Raw genomic sequence first — 16968 nt, forward strand, 5'->3', positions numbered from 1 at the left:
GACCCGACCTTCTTCTGTGCTGGTCCTTTAGCGAAGCTGAGACGGTACCGCTGAAAACCGTTGGCCATCGGCAAAGCAGGGTGAACCTGTACTCCAATGCGGCAAACGACAATGTGCTGTCAATATTGCGTGCCGGGTTGGTGACGTTAGCCCATCTCTGGAGCGCCGGGGCTTCGAGCGAGCGTGAAAACGTCTGAGTGCATCACCGAGTGACAGAAGCCAAGCCGGAGTCAAACGCTGCAAATTGAAACAACCGAAAACCGATCGGCGGAGACGTCAAATTATCATTGGTGAATTCAACGCCGCCGTTCAAAATGACTCAATGATCAAGTTCCTGATTTTCGCGGTGCTGTTGACCGCACTGACCGTCGCGACGCACTGTGTCGGCACTTACGCGGCGATGACGCACGCCGTTGTGTTGCACCCTGCGAAGTTTACATGGCGTTGGCTTCGGATCGTTGGAACCCAGGCGTTCGTCGTGTCAGTGTTGCTGATTGGACACCTGTGCGAGGCTGCGATCTGGGCGGCCGCTTATTGCTGGCTGGACGCGCTACCTGAATTCTCCACGGCGCTCTATTTTTCGTTAACGAGTTATTCAACGGTCGGCTACGGCGACATTCTGCTTCCGCAACCTTGGCGAATGCTTGGACCAATCGAATCCGTCGTCGGTGTACTGATGCTCGGATGGTCGACGGCCGTTATCGTCACCTTGTTGCATAACACACTCCGCGAAAACACTCAAACGCTACCGCAGGGAACGAACCATGAGTAATGCTGAAGATTCGACCGTCAGCCTGGCAGACGAGGACAGGGTCAAAGAGGTGCTTTCCGACGCCGTGCTGGGGCTGTGGGATGTTGTTAACAGCCTGACGCGTCTGCGACCGTCCAAGCGAGACCGATACCGGGTGACGATTTTCGGCTCGGCCCGCGTGGAACCCGGCAGTTTCGGCTACGAAGAAACGAAACGTTGTGCCGCTGCGCTGGCTGAGATGGGCTGTGATATCATTACCGGTGGTGGACCGGGATTGATGCAGGCTGCCAACGAAGGTGCGTCAAGCGCTCCCGAACGGTCAAAGTCGATCGGTATCCGCGTCGACCTGCCATTCGAACAAGAAGTTAACTCATTCGTCAGCCAAACGTATGAACACCGGACGTTTTTTACGCGGCTGCATCAGTTCGTACTCACGTCGGATGCGTTTGTGGTTGCCCCCGGTGGTATTGGCACCGTGCTGGAGACTCTGATGGTGTGGCAATTGCTGCAGGTTCACCACCTCAGCGATACACCGCTGATACTGGTCGGCAAGATGTGGCCAGGGTTACTCGAATGGGCAAAGATCTCGATGCTGTCCACCGAACCGCCCCTCGCCAATGCTCAGGATATGCAGATCCCAATGTGTGTCGCAAACGCCGATGAAGCACTAGCCATCATCAAAGAGCACCGTGAATCGCTGCTTCGGATTCAACCTCAGGCAGATGCCTAGAAGACGTGCAGCGGCCGCTCAGGGCGGTTGTCCAAAATACTGCAAGACGAGTGCCAGAACTGTTCCACACCTGTTGATTGCCAGCTAACACAGATTGCCATGTCGTCGGAAAGAGATCAGACAACCGACAATCTTCACAAAGGTGAGGTGTCTGAACACTCGCAACTCAATGAAACGAGGAGCATTGATGCTACTCCTGGCGATACGGCATCGATATCACAGGGGACTCATCACGCGCAGAACTGGATCGGGAACTCTCTGGGGAAGTATCAAATAACCGGGGTGCTCGGACAGGGGGGCATGGGGGTTGTGTTACGAGCCTACGATCCGACGCTAGAACGAGACGTGGCAATCAAGATCCTGCCCGAACACACGGCTGCCACTTCGACGGCGCTCAGTCGCTTTCAGTCAGAGGCAAAGGCGGCTGGAAAACTTAACAATGCCCACGTCGCATCGATTCATGAGATTGGGCAAGAAGGTGAGTGCCACTATTTGGTCATGGAACTGCTGACGGGAGGCAGTGTTTCTGAGGAAATCCAGGCACATGGTGCTTGCACTCCGCTTGAAGCGACGCGGGTATTGATGGATGCCTGCCGGGGCATTGCGGCCGCTCATGCCGAAGGATTGGTGCACCGCGATATCAAACCGGCAAATCTTTTGCGTGCTGCTGACCGCGCAGTCAAGTTGACCGATTTCGGATTAGCCAAACTATCGTCCGCCAGCTCCGCAATGCAGCTGACTCAGACCGGAACAGTGATTGGCACTCCCTACTTCATGAGTCCCGAGCAGTGTCAGGGCCAAGCCGTCGACACGCGTTCGGACATTTATTCGCTTGGTGCAACTTACTTTTGCCTGTTGACCGGACGACAGCCCTACGATGACTCCGACAGTGTTGTCCAAGTCCTGTATGCGCACTGCAACAAAAACATTCCCGATCCACGCGATTTTGACCCATCGATCCCGACAGCCTGTTCGTCGATTGTTTCCCGTGCCATGGCGAAGGACCCGGACGATCGATATCAGTCCGCGGAGGCGATGCTGCGGGATCTCGAGGCGGTGGCTGCTGCGTTGTCAGGTGAAGCCCGAATTGAGCTTCCCAGCCAGACCGGAACAGCACTCCAAGCAATCGTCCCGACCAAACCGCGACATCGGCGTCACTGGATGCTCGGCGGGGCAGTCGGCCTCGTCTTGATAGCGGCAGCCGCTTTCGCTTTGTCCAGGATCTTGCCCCATTTTGCAGCGTCACTCGCTCCGCAGGGTGAACCGATCAAGGTCGGCGTGCTGCAATCTCTCAGCGGTACCATGTCGACGAGCGGCACGAGCGTGATTGATGCAACGCTGTTGGCAATCGAGGAAATCAACGAATCCGGAGGTTTGTTGGGCCGACCCGTGAAAGCAGTTGTGGCAGACGGTCGATCGAATACCGAGACCTACGCTCGAGAAGCTGAACGACTGATTGCTGACGAACAGGTCTGTACGGTGTTTGGCTGCTGGACATCCGCGTCTCGCAAAACCGTCAGGCCGATTTTCGAGAATCACGATCACTTGCTGGTCTACCCTGTCCAGTACGAAGGGATGGAGACCTCCCCAAACATAGTTTACATGGGAGCCGCACCGAACCAGCAAATCATTCCGGCGGTGGCCTGGGCCCAAGAGCATTTGGGGAAAAAGCGTTTTTTCTTCGTCGGATCCGACTATGTCTTTCCTCGCACTGCCAACGAAATCATCAAAGACCAATTCCAAGGCACGGAAGCGAGAGTGGTCGGAGAAATGTATGTTCCGTTGGGCAGCACACACTTCGAGTCAGTCGCTCAAGCGATTCTCGAGGCCAAACCGGATATGATTCTGAACACCGTGAACGGCGATTCAAACTTGGCATTTTTTCGCGAAATGCGTAACGCCGGCATCAATCGGAAAGATATCCCCTGCATGTCTTTCAGTCTTGGCGAGCAGGAACTCCGAAGCCTGAGTATCAGCGATGTCGTGGGGGATTTCGCTGCCTCAACATATTTCCAGTCATTGGATACGGACGCGAATCGGGCCTTCCTTGCGAGATTCAAGGCAAATCATCCACATCGTGTGGTTTCCGACCCGATGCAGGACGCCTACGTGGGAGTCCTGCTGTGGGCACAGGCGGTGCGTGAAACGCAGAGTATCGAGCCCAAAAGGATTCGTCGGGCAATGCTGGGGCAGCGAATCGCCGCTCCGGAAGGCAACGTCCGTATCGACCCGGAAACCCAACATTGTTTCAAGACCCCACGAGTTGGCCAGATTCGCAGCGATGGACAATTCGAGATTGTTTGGAGCGCACCCGAACCGATTGCGCCCGAACCATATCCGGCCAGCCGATCCGCCGCAGATTGGAAAGCGTTTCTCCACGATCTTTACATCGGTTGGGGGAATCAGTGGATGTCGCGGATGAAAGACTAGCCGGCGAAGGCGACCGTAACAGCCAAAAGAAAAACAGCCATGTTCAAAGCAAGAACATCGGTCAAAGTTCGGTGCGTGCCTGCATCCGATCGTCCCGTCCTGCTGCTGGATTCACTCAGCAACGAAGAAGATCAGCCGACCGAGAATTCCACGCCGACGCGAATAGCACAGCGTTGATCCTCGCCCCAACGCCAGTCAGAATGAATCGGCCATTTCTTCATGTGTTGAAATCAATTCCGCGCGGTAAGTTCATGATCGCCACAACCTTTCACAACATAAACGAATAAACAAGCACGCCGATCAGTAACAAGGGATAAAGAACTCGCGACCACCGGCGGACCGTGTCTGCCAGGTCGCGTTTCTCTTCCCGAATCATGACGGTGTTCCAAGTTGACTGGATCAGTCCGGCGAAAACAATCAGTGTGGAAAGCAAGATAAAGCGATCCATCCGCGTTACATAAGAGACGCGAGGGAGCAGGACAGTGATCGCAAACAGGTACGCGACCAACGTCAGGAAGGCCGAAGTGGAGATACCGATGTTCGTCCCGATCTCGTCGAGCGCGATCCAGCGAGGCAGCCACGACATGATGACAATCAAGCAAAGTGGGATGATCACTTTCAGGATGAAGTACGTTGGTTGTCTCTCGATAGTGATACGCAGGAGGTATCCCGCCACTCCGGGATGTCCTTCGCGGGGATAGTAAGGCTTGGGCATCGATTCAGTTGAAACGACATCGAAATCGGGCAGCGAAAAGTGCTCGGCAATCCCCGAGGATGTCCCCGTTTCGGTCACCAGCGGAACGATTTTTACGTCATCTTGCAAAAGTCCGGCTGCAACCACATGAAGTGTTAGCTCTTGGTCGTCAAATGGGAAGTCCTGAAGCGTCAGGGGCTGTGAGAACCTGCCCCATATCTTCTGCCGGTAGACAACGGTTCCATCTGGCCGAATTTCTACGGACTCCGGGTACGACCTCCAAAGCATCTGCTGCCCAATGATGGTCAATCGAGGATTCCAAACTTCCGTCAGATTTCGAAGCTTCGGCCCCGGTCCCTCGTGCTCAAGAACCGGATTATTCCATCGCGCCTCAAGATAAACGCTCGCTGCAAAGCTCTGATCAGCCGAGTTCACCTCGTCAACGTCGATCACGTAAACGCCGATCTGCACCTCCGTTGGTTCGCCCCACGCCGTGGGACGCGCCAACTCCGGTTTGGGTTCCTCAAGAATCACGGAAGACGTCGAAGCGTCGACCGCCCCCGCGTCAGCACTGACGGTGTTTTCCATCTGTGCCTCCGCCGAACCCAGAGACAACACAAGAAGCGCGAACACAAGGACGGGGGGTCGAAAGGACATGGCAATTACGTGTCCGAGCAATTGCGGATTCCTCATACGGGAATGCGAAACGGCAATCGCCTCGTCGGCTAGAATCCGCAAGTGATGTGCCACAAGTAACGCAATTGCGTCCACAACCTTCCAGACATCACGGCAGCCGGGAGCGGTCGATGATGCAAGCTAATTGCACAGCTTGAATTGCCGTTCGGGTGCGCGGATTCGCTCACGCCACAGTCGTAGTGCACGCTACCGTGTGCCAATTGGGGCTACTCTACGTCCATCAAGGGAGATTCGTTCTCTCAATTCCCAGCCCGGTATTGCATCGAGGTTGCCGTGATCGTGCCCCGGCAGCCATGCGCGGCGATCGCAGCGTGGGCTGAAAGCCGCGAACTCAGCCCGACGGTCGTCGACTCACGGTGAGATAAAGGGACCGGTCGTTGGGCCGCTCGATACGACTGTTGAGTTGCCGTGAAATGTTGGACGGCAGATTCGATCTAGCTAGATTGATACAGGCATCTGCCCGGAAGAACTCCGTTCGTCCGCGGCGCTTAGTTCGAAGTCATTAAGTCGTCTTTCGCCGACATCGAACTGGAATACGTTGACCGACCAACCGGAAGGCTCCCATGTTGAATTTTATCTGTACGAATCTCATTCCATTACTCGGCGTTTTGGTCCTCGTGTCGCCGCTGACGGTCTTCGCCCAGGAGTCATCAGACAACGAGTCCCCGATTCTCTTTCATGACTCCCACTTTCATTTGACTAATTACGTCCAGGAGGGACCTGACATCCGAGATTTCCTTCAGATCATGGGTGACGAAGTCGGCCGCAGTATGGTCTGCGGCATCCCATTGCAGCAACAATGGATGCATGCCAGCACAGGGGATTTTGCTCCGACCTATTACACCCAGACCGATGCGCCTCTTTACTACTACTCGTTCACTGATGCGATTATCGCCCACGCGTATCTTCGATTGACGCCGGAGGAACGGGATCGATTCGATCCAATGATCACCGGGTTCAACCCCACGGATATGTACGCGGCGGATCACATTCGCAGGGTGCTGGCAACGTTTCCCGGAGTCTTCTCCGGCATCGGAGAATTCTCGATTCACAAGGAGTTTGTTTCGTCAAAAATTGCCGGTGAAGTCGCCACGGTTGAGAACAAAGCCCTGGATCGCATCCTCGATTTTGCGGCCGAAGTTGGACTTCCCGTTGTGCTTCATTGCGATGTCGATACACCCTTTCCGAAACCCAATCAAGACCCATACATTGTCACGAAACTTCGGGAGTTGGCTCGTCGCCATCGCGACACAGTCATCATTTGGGCGCATCTTGGTTTGGGGCGCGTGGTTCGACCAGTTGAAGATCAACTGGGGATGGTGGAACGTGGATTTCGCGACCCCGAATCGAAGAACGTGCACTTTGATATTTCGTGGGACGAGGCCGCAAAGTACTTGGTGGGGTCGCCGGAGGCGATCGAGAAATCTGCCGCCATCATTAACCGCTTTCCTGAACGGTTCCTATTTGGAACGGACTGCGTCGCACCGAAAACGCGAGACGACTACCTGCAGGTTTACAAACTCTACGCCCCGCTGTTTGCTAAGTTGACCCCGGAAGCGAAACAGATGCTTCTCAGGGGAAACTACGAACGGATCTTCGATGAGGCACGTCGTCGCGTCCGGCAGTGGGAGGCAGGAAACTTGAACAAGAATCCGTACGTGATCTCTAAATAAGCTTTTCCGCTAGGCTGACGGCAACGGCGCATTTTGCAGCATCGGAAGGCCCACAAAGAACTTGATTACCATCGCGTTGATCAGGTCAATGAAGAATGCGCCAACGAGAGGGATCACCAGGAACGACTTGAACGAGGGGCCATGCTTGGCTGTGATCGCGTTCATATTGGCGATCGCAACCGGAGTAGCTCCCATCCCCAGTCCGCAGAATCCACCCACAATCACAGCCGCATCGTAGTCGGCCCCCATGACGCGAAAGATAATCGCCACCGCGAACAGCGTGATCACAACAATCTGAATGCAGAGCACCAGGAAGATCGTACTGAAGGCACCGGCCAGGGCTGACAGGTCCATGCTCATCAGACTCATCGCCAAGAACAATTGCAGGGCGATTTCCCCCACCTTGTCGTAGTCACTGATCCGCAGTGGGCGATGGACCTTGTCCGCCACATTCGTGATGACGATACCGATCAACATTGCCGTCAGAAATCCAGGCAGCTTGATGTCGTTGGAGAACAGCCAACGGTTGACGACCTCACCAAACGACAGACATATCGCGATCACCATCATGATGCCAAGTGCGCGTCGCAGTGAGTATTCGGGTTCAATCTCGGACGCACCGGTCTCGCTGACCAACTCGTCTCCTGCGTCCGTTGGCGAAAGATTGTGCTTGTTGATCAAATATTCCGCGACAGGCCCGCCCAGGATCCCACCGGCAATCAATCCAAATGTAGCGAATGCGATACCAGCCAACGCGGCATCTTTCAGGCCCGCCGCTTCCGCATCTTTTCCCCAAGCAATCGCCGTTCCATGACCTCCGGCCAAGGACACGCTCCCTGCAAATAGTCCATAGCCTGGATGAACACCAATGCCTTTCGCGATGAGCACCCCGGTAACGTCCTGGACAATGAGAAAAGCAGCCGCACAAACGACGAGCAATCCCAGCGACCTTCCGCCTGCCGCCAGACGTGAAAGCTTCGCAGAGGTGCCAATGGTTGTGAAAAACACCATCAGGAGCGTGTCACGGATGGTCATGTCGAATACGATTTTCACTCCACTGACGGTTGTGATGATCGCGACCATCACGCTGCAAAGCAGGCCTCCTGTCACAGCAATCGGTATGCTGAACCGACGCAAAGACTCAATTTTTTGCGTGATCGCGTTGCCGGCCACGAGAACCAAAATGGCCACGATAATGATGTCCGATCCAGTGACATTGAGTTCATTCATTTTCAATTCATCTTGTCGAGGGACGTTCGCGGCGTTGGACCGACGCGAGCGATTAGCAGTTGTCCACATTGAAAATCTTCAAGCAGACCGTCGGGTCCCCCAAGGCGGTTTTTACTTCGCTGGGTTTTCCTACGTCCGTCACTGCGGGCTCTCGTTATGATGCACAATCCTTTTTTCAAGCCGGTCGGGGTTTTCCTATGCGTTCGCTATTCAGTGCGTTGATCGTCGTCGCGGGTCTGTTTGTGCCGTCCGGCCCGCTGCACGGTGAGAATTGGACTCGCTTCCGCGGCCCTAATGGGCAGGGCAAAACGACCGAGAACAACTTACCGCTTCAATGGTCTAAAGACAGCAATATTGCCTGGAAATCAACGATTCCTGGTCAGGGCTGGTCGTCGCCGATCGTGTGGGATGACCATGTTTTCTTAACAACGGCAACGGAAGATGGTGCTTCGTGTCGCGTGATCGGAATCGATCGCGTGAGCGGTGAAATCCTTTGGAACACGGAAGTCCACCGGCAGGTTCCCGGTCCCAAGCGAGCTCAGAATTCTTACGCCACGCCGACGCCGGTGACCGACGGTGAACGTGTCTACGCGGCGTTTTACGACGGAACGATTGTCGCCGTTGATCTCGACGGAAACCTCGTCTGGAAGAACAAAGACGTCGATTTCCACAGCTTGCATGGGCTCGGTGCATCACCGATTCTTGCCGGAGGGCTGATCATCATGCCTTTTGACGGCAGCAGTCGCGACGAGCAGCGTGTCGGCTGGAAGGAACCTTGGGACCAGGCCGTGCTGCTAGCGGTCGACAAAGAGACCGGCGACACGAAATGGCGGGGCAAGCGGGGACTCTCTCGGGTTGGTCACGTGACTCCAATTCTGATCGGAGATGAAGGGGTCGTGGTGAGTGCGGGTGGTGATCGGGTCCAGGCGCACGACGCAAAAACGGGCGAGCGAATCTGGTCGATCTACAGCCAGGGCGAAGGCGTGACACCCTCTCCCGTGCTGGGCGAAGGATTGATCTTCACGTCCTCCGGTTTCGAAGAGCCGACGATTCGAGCGATTCGACCAGACGGTCACGGGGATGTGACCGAATCGCACATCGTTTGGGAACAGAAGCGGGGTGTCCCGGCGCTACCGTCACCGCTGTACGTCGAGCCGTTTCTCTACACGATCACTCGCGACAACATCTTGCACTGCATCGACGCGAAGACGGGCGAAATCGTCTGGCAGGAACGACTCGACGGCAACTACTCGGCGTCGCCGTTGCTGGCCGATGGCCGAATCTATTTGACTTCGGAAGAAGGCGTCACGACCGTGCTGGATCCTGGGCCACAGTACAAGGAGATCACCACGAACAAGCTGGAGGGGAAGACAATGGCTTCGATCGCGGTTTCCCGCGGCAATTTCTTCATCCGGACCGGCGACAGCCTGTATTGCATCGGCGACCAAGCAGGCGCGGAACGCTGAGTGCATCGTCCCTTACAAACAACGCCAATCCGATCAGCAATCAAGTTGCTAGCCCGGTGGCCCTGACCCGGGATGATGCTCTGTCCCCGGGATGGTGCTCGCTGGGTTGGTGCTCGTCCCTGGGTTGGTGCTCTGATTCGGGGCAACGCCCCGATGTTTACCCAGCCCAGCCCGAAGGGCTGGGAAAAACGGCCAAAAAGAGAAGCCAGGGCCAACGGCCCGGCCCTTAATTGCCACCGGACCACCGGGATCCCCAGACGGGTTCACCCCAACCGACGCGGACTCTCAAACAACCGCATCAAAATATGGAATAGGGCTGACAGGAGTCGAAACGGTTCAGTAACCTAGCGACAGACGGGAAAAGCCAGTAAAAAGCGGAATAGAAATCACGGGCAAGTCGATCTTTCCGCCGCATTTCCGGCCAATTGGTAACCCGTGGTAGCCCGAGAATGCTCGCATCACCGTGGTGGGATGATACGAGCGATTCACCGACGCGATAGGTGCGCCGATGACCGTTCGAAAGGGTAGCAAAAAGCCCCGAAAACCGCGACCAGATTATCCGCTCTACGCGAACGGCAATGGGCAGTGGTGCAAGAAGGTCGAGGGACGTCACAAGTCCTTTGGCCCTTGGGATGATCCGGACGGTGCGGAAAGGGCGTTTTTAGACTGGCAAGCTCGTCAACGCTTGGGTGTCTCCGATCAAGATCCCAACGAGGTCACCGTGGACCAAATGGTGGACCAATACCTTGATGCACAACAAAAACGGGTGAAGCGACGCGCTGATGGACATACGGTCGATACTTTGTCGCCACGGACTTTCCGTGAACAGAAACGGCACGTTCTTTGGTTCGCTGACGCTGAAGTAAACGGTTGCCGCTTGGGTCGGCGTGCAGTCTCGTCACTTCGCGCTCTGGACTTCGCCGCAATTGCCGATTTGATTTCTCCGAAGCTCGGCGTCGATTCAATCAGGCATCGGATCAACTACGTGAACGGCATGTTCAACTGGGCAAGAATCAACGAGGTGATCGACCAAACACCGAACTACGGAACTCGCTGGCGAATTCCAACTGACAATGAAGTCGAAATTGAACGCACAAGCAAGCCGGACAAGGTTTGGCCGCGAGACCGTATTCGCGAGTTGGTAAGACGCTCTAAACCGACCATGGCGGCAATGATCTACCTTGGAATCAATGCCGCGTTCGGTAATAGCGACATCGGCCGCTTGCGACTTTCGGACATCGAGGGAGAGTGGCTTTCAGTACCACGCGGCAAGAATGGACGTCCGCGAAAGGCTTGGCTTTGGCCAGAGACGCGGGCAGCGATCGCAGCTGCAATCGAGATTCGACCGGAACCGCGGGATGAGTACCGCGAGTTGTTGTTTCTTACCTCCAGCGGCGGACCATGGACGGACGATGAAACTTTCTACGATGGGGTTGGTGACGAGTTCCGAGAGCTCAAGCGTGCTTGCGGATTCACAGGGAAAGAATTCAAAGGGATCCACTTTTACGCACTTCGGCACTCGTTCGCGACGGTTTCAAGCAATGCCAGCGGATCGAACGACGATGACGTTGCGATCAAACACGTAATGGGCCATCTAGAAAAAGCTCAATTGCGAAACTACCGCCGACAGATCGCAAACTCGCGAATCAAACGCGTCTGTCAGCACGTGCTCGATTGGTGGCGAAGAGGAGTACCAGACTGCTACAGATCCGTTGAAATAAAGCTCGGAAACGTAAAGCGGGTAAGGGTCAATTAGTTCGAACGCTGAGCAATACGAGGGCAAATGACGCATTGTGAATGCGAATCGGATCCAGAGCGGTCTGGCGAAGTGCTGGCATTGATGCGTCAGCATGGAATGAAGTTTGCCAACGCCTGCCGGCTCGTTGGCCTCCCTCCAGTCCGATTTTCCGCAAGAGGAGCCGATCGAATCCCGCACCTACCGACCCCTGAGCAAATCCGCGAGTGTGCTCGGCAGATCCGGTCCGGTGAAATCGTTTGCCGCTCGCGGGGGCAGCTGCCGCGGCCCCCACGTCTCGACGGAAAGGCCGGCCAAGCCGCCCGATCGGATCGATTCGAGATTGCTGGCCGGATCGAGGACGATGCGTGCACTGTACCGCCGTGGCTGCAATCAGCGAGAAATACCAAATGACCAAGCAAGTTGACGTGATCTGTGGAGATTGCCGCGAGATTGTGCCGACGGTCGGCAGGTTCGACTTTGTGTTTGCCGACCCTCCAGCGCTCGACAACGGCCAGGGCGCGGTCCCGACGGCCGAATACGATTCGTTCACCCGAGAGTGGATGAAACTCTGCTGGCGCGCGTGTAGCGGCATTCTGGCGGCCCACGGCGACGATAATCTGGCAGAGTCCTGTCTCGTCGCGGCGCGTCGGTTGAAGATGCGACGAATTGGGTGGATCAATTGGGCCTACAAGCCAAAGCAGGGGGACGGGAAAGCTTGGCCCGATGCCCGGCGGCACTGCTTGATCTTTGCCCGCGGGGATTCTCCTACATGGAATCCGGCCGCGGTCTGTCGGCAAACGGAACTCGGACGGATACGATTGCCCGGGACAATCTGGGGCGGTGAATGCGATGGACCGCACTGGGGACGCATCATTGCCAACAGCTACGAACGCTGGGAAAAGTCTCGAGGCCAACTGCCAGAGGTTTACTTGGCACGGCTGATTGGTGCGTACACAGCCCCCGGGGCCCGCGTCCTGGATCCATTCGCTGGGTCCGGTACCACTGCCGTCGTCGCACAGGAACTCGGCCGCGAGTGCGTAACAATCGACCAATCAAACGATGCCTGTGAAAAGGTGCGCCGTAGACTGCTGGTCGGTGCGCTCCGCGACATCGGCAATCACGAGATTGCAAGGTGCCGGCGTTAAACCCCCGCCGGCCCACGGTTTGCGTGCTACCTTCGAACGGCCTCTCGGAGCGCCCGTGCCGAGATCAGAGTATTGCTCTGAATGTCGAGAATCACTCTTATCCCCTCCGAGATTGCCATCAGAACCAAGCCGTAGCTGAGGCACGCAAAGCTGGGGACCAGTGTGAAGATCGCCCCGACGAAAACACGGCCGAAATTGACCTCTCCTGTGCCGATGGATGTGAGCATCCGAAAGACGGAAATCGTCGAAATGAGCAGCCAAATCATGCCCACGCTCGCAATGATCGCCGCAAGCGACATAAAGACGGATCGCAGGATCTCGAGGTAGGGGTATTTTCGATGCACCGGCAGTGACGAGCGGGATTCAATCTGCAGTGCCTGGTGCCGCTGCCCTTCAGCCGGATGCACTCGCGGCCGGCTGCGCGGAGTTTCTTTCGGGTTTGGCAGCGGAGGCGGCACCGGCGGATGCTTGTGCTGAGACACTCTTCGGGATCCTTTGGATCGGCGGAGCGAATTGGTCGAACAATGACGAAATTGGTAAGGGCGATGCCTCATTTGGTGATGATAATCGTCGTCCCCATCCCATGTGCCGTCATTCGGAGGGCGACCCCAAGACGAAACTGAATTGACGTCGGCCGCGAGACGCGACACACTTTGAGAATCTGTCACGGCAGGCGTCCCGGCTTAGACACCGGGTACGACTCGACCGCATCGGATGTTTCTCCCGAGCGGTGACAGTGCCGATTCAATCACCTCTTTGACAAATTTGAAATGTCCCAGCGTGCCGATGCGTGAATAGTGCGCGAAGCAGCGATCCGCAGTCGTGCGGGGAGTGATGCCCTATTCGGTCGGGAGTGATTGCCCGATTGTTTAAGCGCGTCGGTACGCTTGGCCATGCGCCGGATTAACCGCGAGAGTGAATCATGCCCGCAATCAAAGCCGCTGCTGGATACGTCCGCGACGACGAGACGGTCACCACAAAAGAGCTCGCCAATCGATTCGGAAGGTCGGAACGGTGGGTCAAGGATACGATTCGCGACGCGGATTTGATCGATGTTTCCTATGCCGATCTCGGAAGCGGCCTGTTGCTCGTTAGCGGCCGGCACTTCAGGTTGGCCGTGGAAGCGGTTGCCCGACGCCAGCGCGTCGAGCGAGAGGCTAACCAATGAGCGACCAGCCGACAGTCAGTGTCCAATGGTATTGGCGATCTAGTCGCAATCGCTATTTCCTCAAATGGCGGGATCCGCGCACGGGTCAGAAACGATCGGAGCGAACGGGGCTCGACACTCGGGGAAAACGGAACGATGGCCGTGCCAAAGAGCTCGCCATTCTGAAATCGCAAACGCTCTCAAAGCAGTGGGACGAACCAAATGAAACGACGTGGGAATCGTTCCGTGCCCTCTACTTGGACAGACGGCTATCCAAACGATCAGAGGGAAACCGGCGAAAGTTTGTCAATGCCGCCGCGATCTTTGAAGACGTGATGCACTCAAGCGTTCACGGCGTCCTGGAACTTCGTCATGTGACGCCGCGGCGTTTGTTGGACGTGGAGGCCGAGATGGACCGTCGGCTCTCCCCGGGATCAGTTTCCAGCTACATCGCGACGCTACGAGCCGCATTTTCATGGGCGGCGAGTCAGGGGCTCATGCCGGTATTGCCCAAACGCATGCCCGATCCGATCGACTATGAACTTCCGGCCATGCGTCTCGCTCCGATCACACAGGAATCGCTGGAACGCATGGAGGCCGCGGCCGTCAGAGTCGTGGGGCGTCGACATGCGGCCAGCATTCAAGAGTATCTGCGTTGCCTTTGGTTGAGCGGCTGCCGGCTGATGGAGCCGCTGGACATGCACGCTTTTCGACATGACAAACATCGGCCGATCGGCTTGAACAGTCCTGCGCCCATGTTTGCCTGGGTCAACACGCAGAAGAACCGGCGGGATCAAATCGCGAGAATCACGCTCGACTTCGCTCGCTGGCTGGCTCCGTTGGTAGAACAACGTGAATGGCTTTTTCAGCCGACATGCGAACACGGGCCGATCACTACCGGATCGAGGCTTTCAAGCATCATCAGTGAAATCGGCGAGCGAGCCAAAGTGATTGCAGAGCCCGGCGAAACTCCCAAATTCGCAACGGCCAAGCATTTCAGGTCGAGCTTCGTCACCCGTTGGAGCCAGCGAGGAATGTCGATCGAGCAAATCCAGGCGATCGTGCGTCACGCCTCACGCGTCACGACGGAAAAGTACTACCTTGCGCCGATCGAGCCTGTGGCGATCGCAGAGTTTGCGGAAGCCGATTGGATTCCGGCTGTCGAGCCGCGACACGAGCAGTATCAACGCGGGATGACCGAGAGAGAGACGATTGGCAATGAAACGTGACATGGAGTTGGTCCGAAACATCGCATTGTCAGTCCGGAATCATCCGAAGTGGCCGTACGCGAAGGATTTGCAGAAATTGCTCGAGGTCGAGCCCGACGTCATCACCGAACATCTGTGGATGATGCGTGACGGAGGCCTCTTGGATACGGAAATGACTGCTGACTTGAGTGGATTTGCAACGCTCCATCTGCCGGTGCGTCTTACGTGGAAAGGCCACGACTTCGCGGACAACGTCGCGAATGATGGCGTCTGGAAGCGAGTACGCGAAGTGCTCCAAGACAACCAGGTCAAATCCGCTTCGTTCTCGGTCATTGCACGGCTCGCCGCATCACAAGTCGCGTCTATGGTTGGCCTCGGCTGAAATGCAATCGAACCAAGAATTATCGAACTACCTGGACATCCTCGCCAGCATTCCAGATGCAATCGGTTGGTATGTCGTGCCACTGGAGGCCAGCGGCGTTCTGTTGCTGGCTGATTCTCGCGAATCGATGGCATTGCCGCTGATGGAAGCCCTGGCCGGTGAATTCGGGCACGTGATAGCAACGGCAAGCAAACGAGGCACGCATTGGGCGGCGTGCTTGGTCGATCCATCACAGGAGGATTTGGACGCCGCGGCCGGCAAACTGCGGGCGGCGTATGCCATCGGTACAACGGATCCATCCGACGACCACGAATCTGGGCCATTTTGAGAAACACATAGTTTTTCTGTTGACCCGGAGCTCACCAGCCGACATAATAGCTATGTTGTCAGTGAGTCATTCCTTGGAGTCGAAAACATGTCCAACCGTCCCCGCCCGCGAGCTTACTTCTACCGCAATGGCATCGAATTGACTGGCCACAAGATGAACGGCCGTTGCGTCGAACACTTCGGAGTTCCCACTGGAAAGATTCGCAGCGCAGTTTGTTTTTCTTCGATCACGGTCCGCACAACGCGAGACGAGATGCTTACTGAGGCAGATTTCGACGGACCAGTATCGGTCAAAGTCTGGTCCCCAGAACAGCCGGCCGCGTGGTTCGGTATCGCATCGGTCGACACAGTGGAACGCATCAACGCGGAAGCATAGGCCGCCGCCGGCCTGGACCAACACGGTCTCGGCGGTCCTCACCTGGAGGCCGCCGGGAAACTCTCGCAATGGACGTGGTTTCAGATGGCAAAGAAGAAAGGCAAGAAATCGCCCACGGCGCGGCGAATTGATGTGACGCAGTACGGGATCGATCTACCGGCGATGATCGCAGAGATCCGCAAGGATCTAGACGGAATGACTCACGCGGAGGTCGGAGCGCGCGCTGGCATGCCCGCGGGTGCGGTATCGAATTACTTGAATGGCTCGGCCAAGCCGTCCCTCGGTGCGGTCGCAGCGCTTGCCGATGCTGCCGGCGGACACGTCACAGTCCGATACGATAGGCCTCGAAAACCCCCAAAAGGGCAATGACGGCATGAAGCATTGAAAATGCGTGCAAACTCCGTAGCGACTCATGCCGGCGAAAACAATTGGGACCGCATTTGCTCGGCCGGGGCGTAAGTTGACGCGATAGCGGTATTATTGAGAATTCGGAAATGCGTCGACCGTCAATCGTCGCATCACCAACGTCGCGGTCTGACATCCGCGATTATCAGGGTAGGCCGGTAGCTCCGGCCGCACGGTCCCGTCGCGTCGGTGTTCTACTCCGCCAACGCGGCGCGATCGGCCCGCTAGCACCTGTTGAGTAGAGTATGGATAAAATTGCCCAAATCGACCAATTCATACGCATGGCTAGTCGATGTGCAGTACAGCTGTCGCTCGTCGACGCGCACGCCAAAACCCGTGCTTTGGGCAATGAAGGTGTCAGCGGCAGCGAGGAGCAGGCACTGGTTGATGCGATTAACGCGGCTCGGGAAGACGCCTGGGAGCGATCATGCGAACTTGAGCAGCTCGCCGGCAATTGGGTTGTCGAGCATCTTTCCAAAGACGAAAGCGCCAGTCTTTGGAGAATGATAGACCACGCTCAGAAACGCAATCGAGCGGACTTTGAGAAGGCTCGGTGCGAAACAGAGGGTA

The 16968-nt window shown here is 56.4% G+C and carries 18 protein-coding genes; 15 read left to right on the forward strand and 3 right to left on the reverse strand.

Annotated elements, in window-relative coordinates:
* The first annotated feature begins 322 nt into the window (after positions 1-322).
* The 4 genes from FYK55_RS26760 (at position 323) to FYK55_RS29300 (ending at position 4088) form a co-directional block, all read left to right on the forward strand.
* On the forward strand, positions 323-772 hold the full coding sequence (locus tag FYK55_RS26760) for a potassium channel family protein (protein WP_150079708.1): 450 nt from the start codon (positions 323-325) through the stop codon (positions 770-772).
* A complete protein-coding gene (locus FYK55_RS26765) occupies positions 765-1481 on the forward strand; it encodes an LOG family protein (protein ID WP_150079709.1) in 717 nt (238 codons plus the stop codon). Before FYK55_RS26760 ends, FYK55_RS26765 begins: the two co-directional genes overlap by 8 nt.
* 300 nt (positions 1482-1781) lie before the next feature.
* Positions 1782-3911 carry a transporter substrate-binding protein gene (locus tag FYK55_RS26770; protein WP_235909012.1) on the forward strand — a complete coding sequence of 710 codons (2130 nt, stop codon included), beginning with the start codon at positions 1782-1784 and terminating at the stop codon, positions 3909-3911.
* Positions 3912-3950: 39 nt separating this feature from the next.
* Positions 3951-4088: a hypothetical protein gene (locus FYK55_RS29300; protein ID WP_161604779.1), complete on the forward strand. Its 138-nt coding sequence runs from the start codon at positions 3951-3953 to the stop codon at positions 4086-4088.
* Positions 4089-4179: 91 nt separating this feature from the next.
* On the opposite strand, the gene FYK55_RS26775 is transcribed toward FYK55_RS29300, so the two are convergent.
* Entirely contained in the window at positions 4180-5376 is a 1197-nt protein-coding gene (locus FYK55_RS26775; protein WP_235909013.1) for a hypothetical protein, read from the reverse strand.
* A gap of 488 nt (positions 5377-5864) precedes the next feature.
* Here FYK55_RS26775 and FYK55_RS26780 point away from each other — a divergent pair, with 488 nt between their 5' ends.
* Positions 5865-6974 (forward strand): amidohydrolase family protein, encoded by a 1110-nt coding sequence (locus FYK55_RS26780; protein ID WP_150079711.1) that lies wholly within the window; start codon positions 5865-5867, stop codon positions 6972-6974.
* A 9-nt stretch (positions 6975-6983) separates the two neighbouring features.
* Here FYK55_RS26780 and gltS read toward each other — a convergent pair whose 3' ends face one another.
* Positions 6984-8204, reverse strand: a complete 1221-nt coding sequence (gltS, locus tag FYK55_RS26785) for a sodium/glutamate symporter (RefSeq protein WP_150079712.1) — start codon at positions 8202-8204, stop codon at positions 6984-6986.
* 197 nt (positions 8205-8401) lie between these two features.
* Here gltS and FYK55_RS26790 point away from each other — a divergent pair, with 197 nt between their 5' ends.
* The 3 genes from FYK55_RS26790 (at position 8402) to FYK55_RS26800 (ending at position 12553) form a co-directional block, all read left to right on the forward strand.
* Positions 8402-9670, forward strand: a complete 1269-nt coding sequence (locus FYK55_RS26790; protein WP_150079713.1) for an outer membrane protein assembly factor BamB family protein — start codon at positions 8402-8404, stop codon at positions 9668-9670.
* A gap of 508 nt (positions 9671-10178) precedes the next feature.
* On the forward strand, positions 10179-11426 hold the full coding sequence (locus FYK55_RS26795) for a tyrosine-type recombinase/integrase (protein WP_150079714.1): 1248 nt from the start codon (positions 10179-10181) through the stop codon (positions 11424-11426).
* Between the two features lie 389 nt (positions 11427-11815).
* Complete coding sequence (locus tag FYK55_RS26800; protein WP_150079715.1) at positions 11816-12553, forward strand: DNA-methyltransferase; 738 nt, start codon at positions 11816-11818, stop codon at positions 12551-12553.
* Positions 12554-12579: 26 nt separating this feature from the next.
* Here FYK55_RS26800 and FYK55_RS26805 read toward each other — a convergent pair whose 3' ends face one another.
* Positions 12580-13011 (reverse strand): hypothetical protein, encoded by a 432-nt coding sequence (locus tag FYK55_RS26805; protein ID WP_150079716.1) that lies wholly within the window; start codon positions 13009-13011, stop codon positions 12580-12582.
* 464 nt (positions 13012-13475) lie between these two features.
* Here FYK55_RS26805 and FYK55_RS26810 point away from each other — a divergent pair, with 464 nt between their 5' ends.
* From FYK55_RS26810 to FYK55_RS26840, 7 genes are all read left to right on the forward strand, one after another.
* The gene (locus FYK55_RS26810; RefSeq protein WP_150079717.1) at positions 13476-13721 is read left to right on the forward strand and encodes a hypothetical protein; all 246 of its coding nucleotides are present in this window, start codon (positions 13476-13478) and stop codon (positions 13719-13721) included.
* A gap of 314 nt (positions 13722-14035) precedes the next feature.
* The gene (locus tag FYK55_RS26815) at positions 14036-14929 is read left to right on the forward strand and encodes a tyrosine-type recombinase/integrase (protein WP_161604780.1); all 894 of its coding nucleotides are present in this window, start codon (positions 14036-14038) and stop codon (positions 14927-14929) included.
* Complete coding sequence (locus tag FYK55_RS26820; RefSeq protein ID WP_150079719.1) at positions 14919-15290, forward strand: DUF2513 domain-containing protein; 372 nt, start codon at positions 14919-14921, stop codon at positions 15288-15290. Before FYK55_RS26815 ends, FYK55_RS26820 begins: the two co-directional genes overlap by 11 nt.
* A 1-nt stretch (position 15291) precedes the next feature.
* Entirely contained in the window at positions 15292-15618 is a 327-nt protein-coding gene (locus tag FYK55_RS26825; protein ID WP_150079720.1) for a hypothetical protein, read from the forward strand.
* A gap of 87 nt (positions 15619-15705) precedes the next feature.
* Complete coding sequence (locus tag FYK55_RS26830) at positions 15706-15993, forward strand: hypothetical protein (protein ID WP_150079721.1); 288 nt, start codon at positions 15706-15708, stop codon at positions 15991-15993.
* An 84-nt stretch (positions 15994-16077) separates the two neighbouring features.
* Positions 16078-16362, forward strand: coding sequence for a helix-turn-helix domain-containing protein (locus tag FYK55_RS26835; protein ID WP_150079722.1), 285 nt, complete (start codon positions 16078-16080; stop codon positions 16360-16362).
* Between the two features lie 281 nt (positions 16363-16643).
* Positions 16644-16968 (forward strand): hypothetical protein (locus FYK55_RS26840; protein WP_150079723.1); only part of this gene is annotated, 325 nt, incomplete at its 3' end.

This window comes from Roseiconus nitratireducens (genome assembly GCF_008629675.1).
GTDB classification, from domain to species: Bacteria; Planctomycetota; Planctomycetia; order Pirellulales; family Pirellulaceae; genus Stieleria; species Stieleria nitratireducens.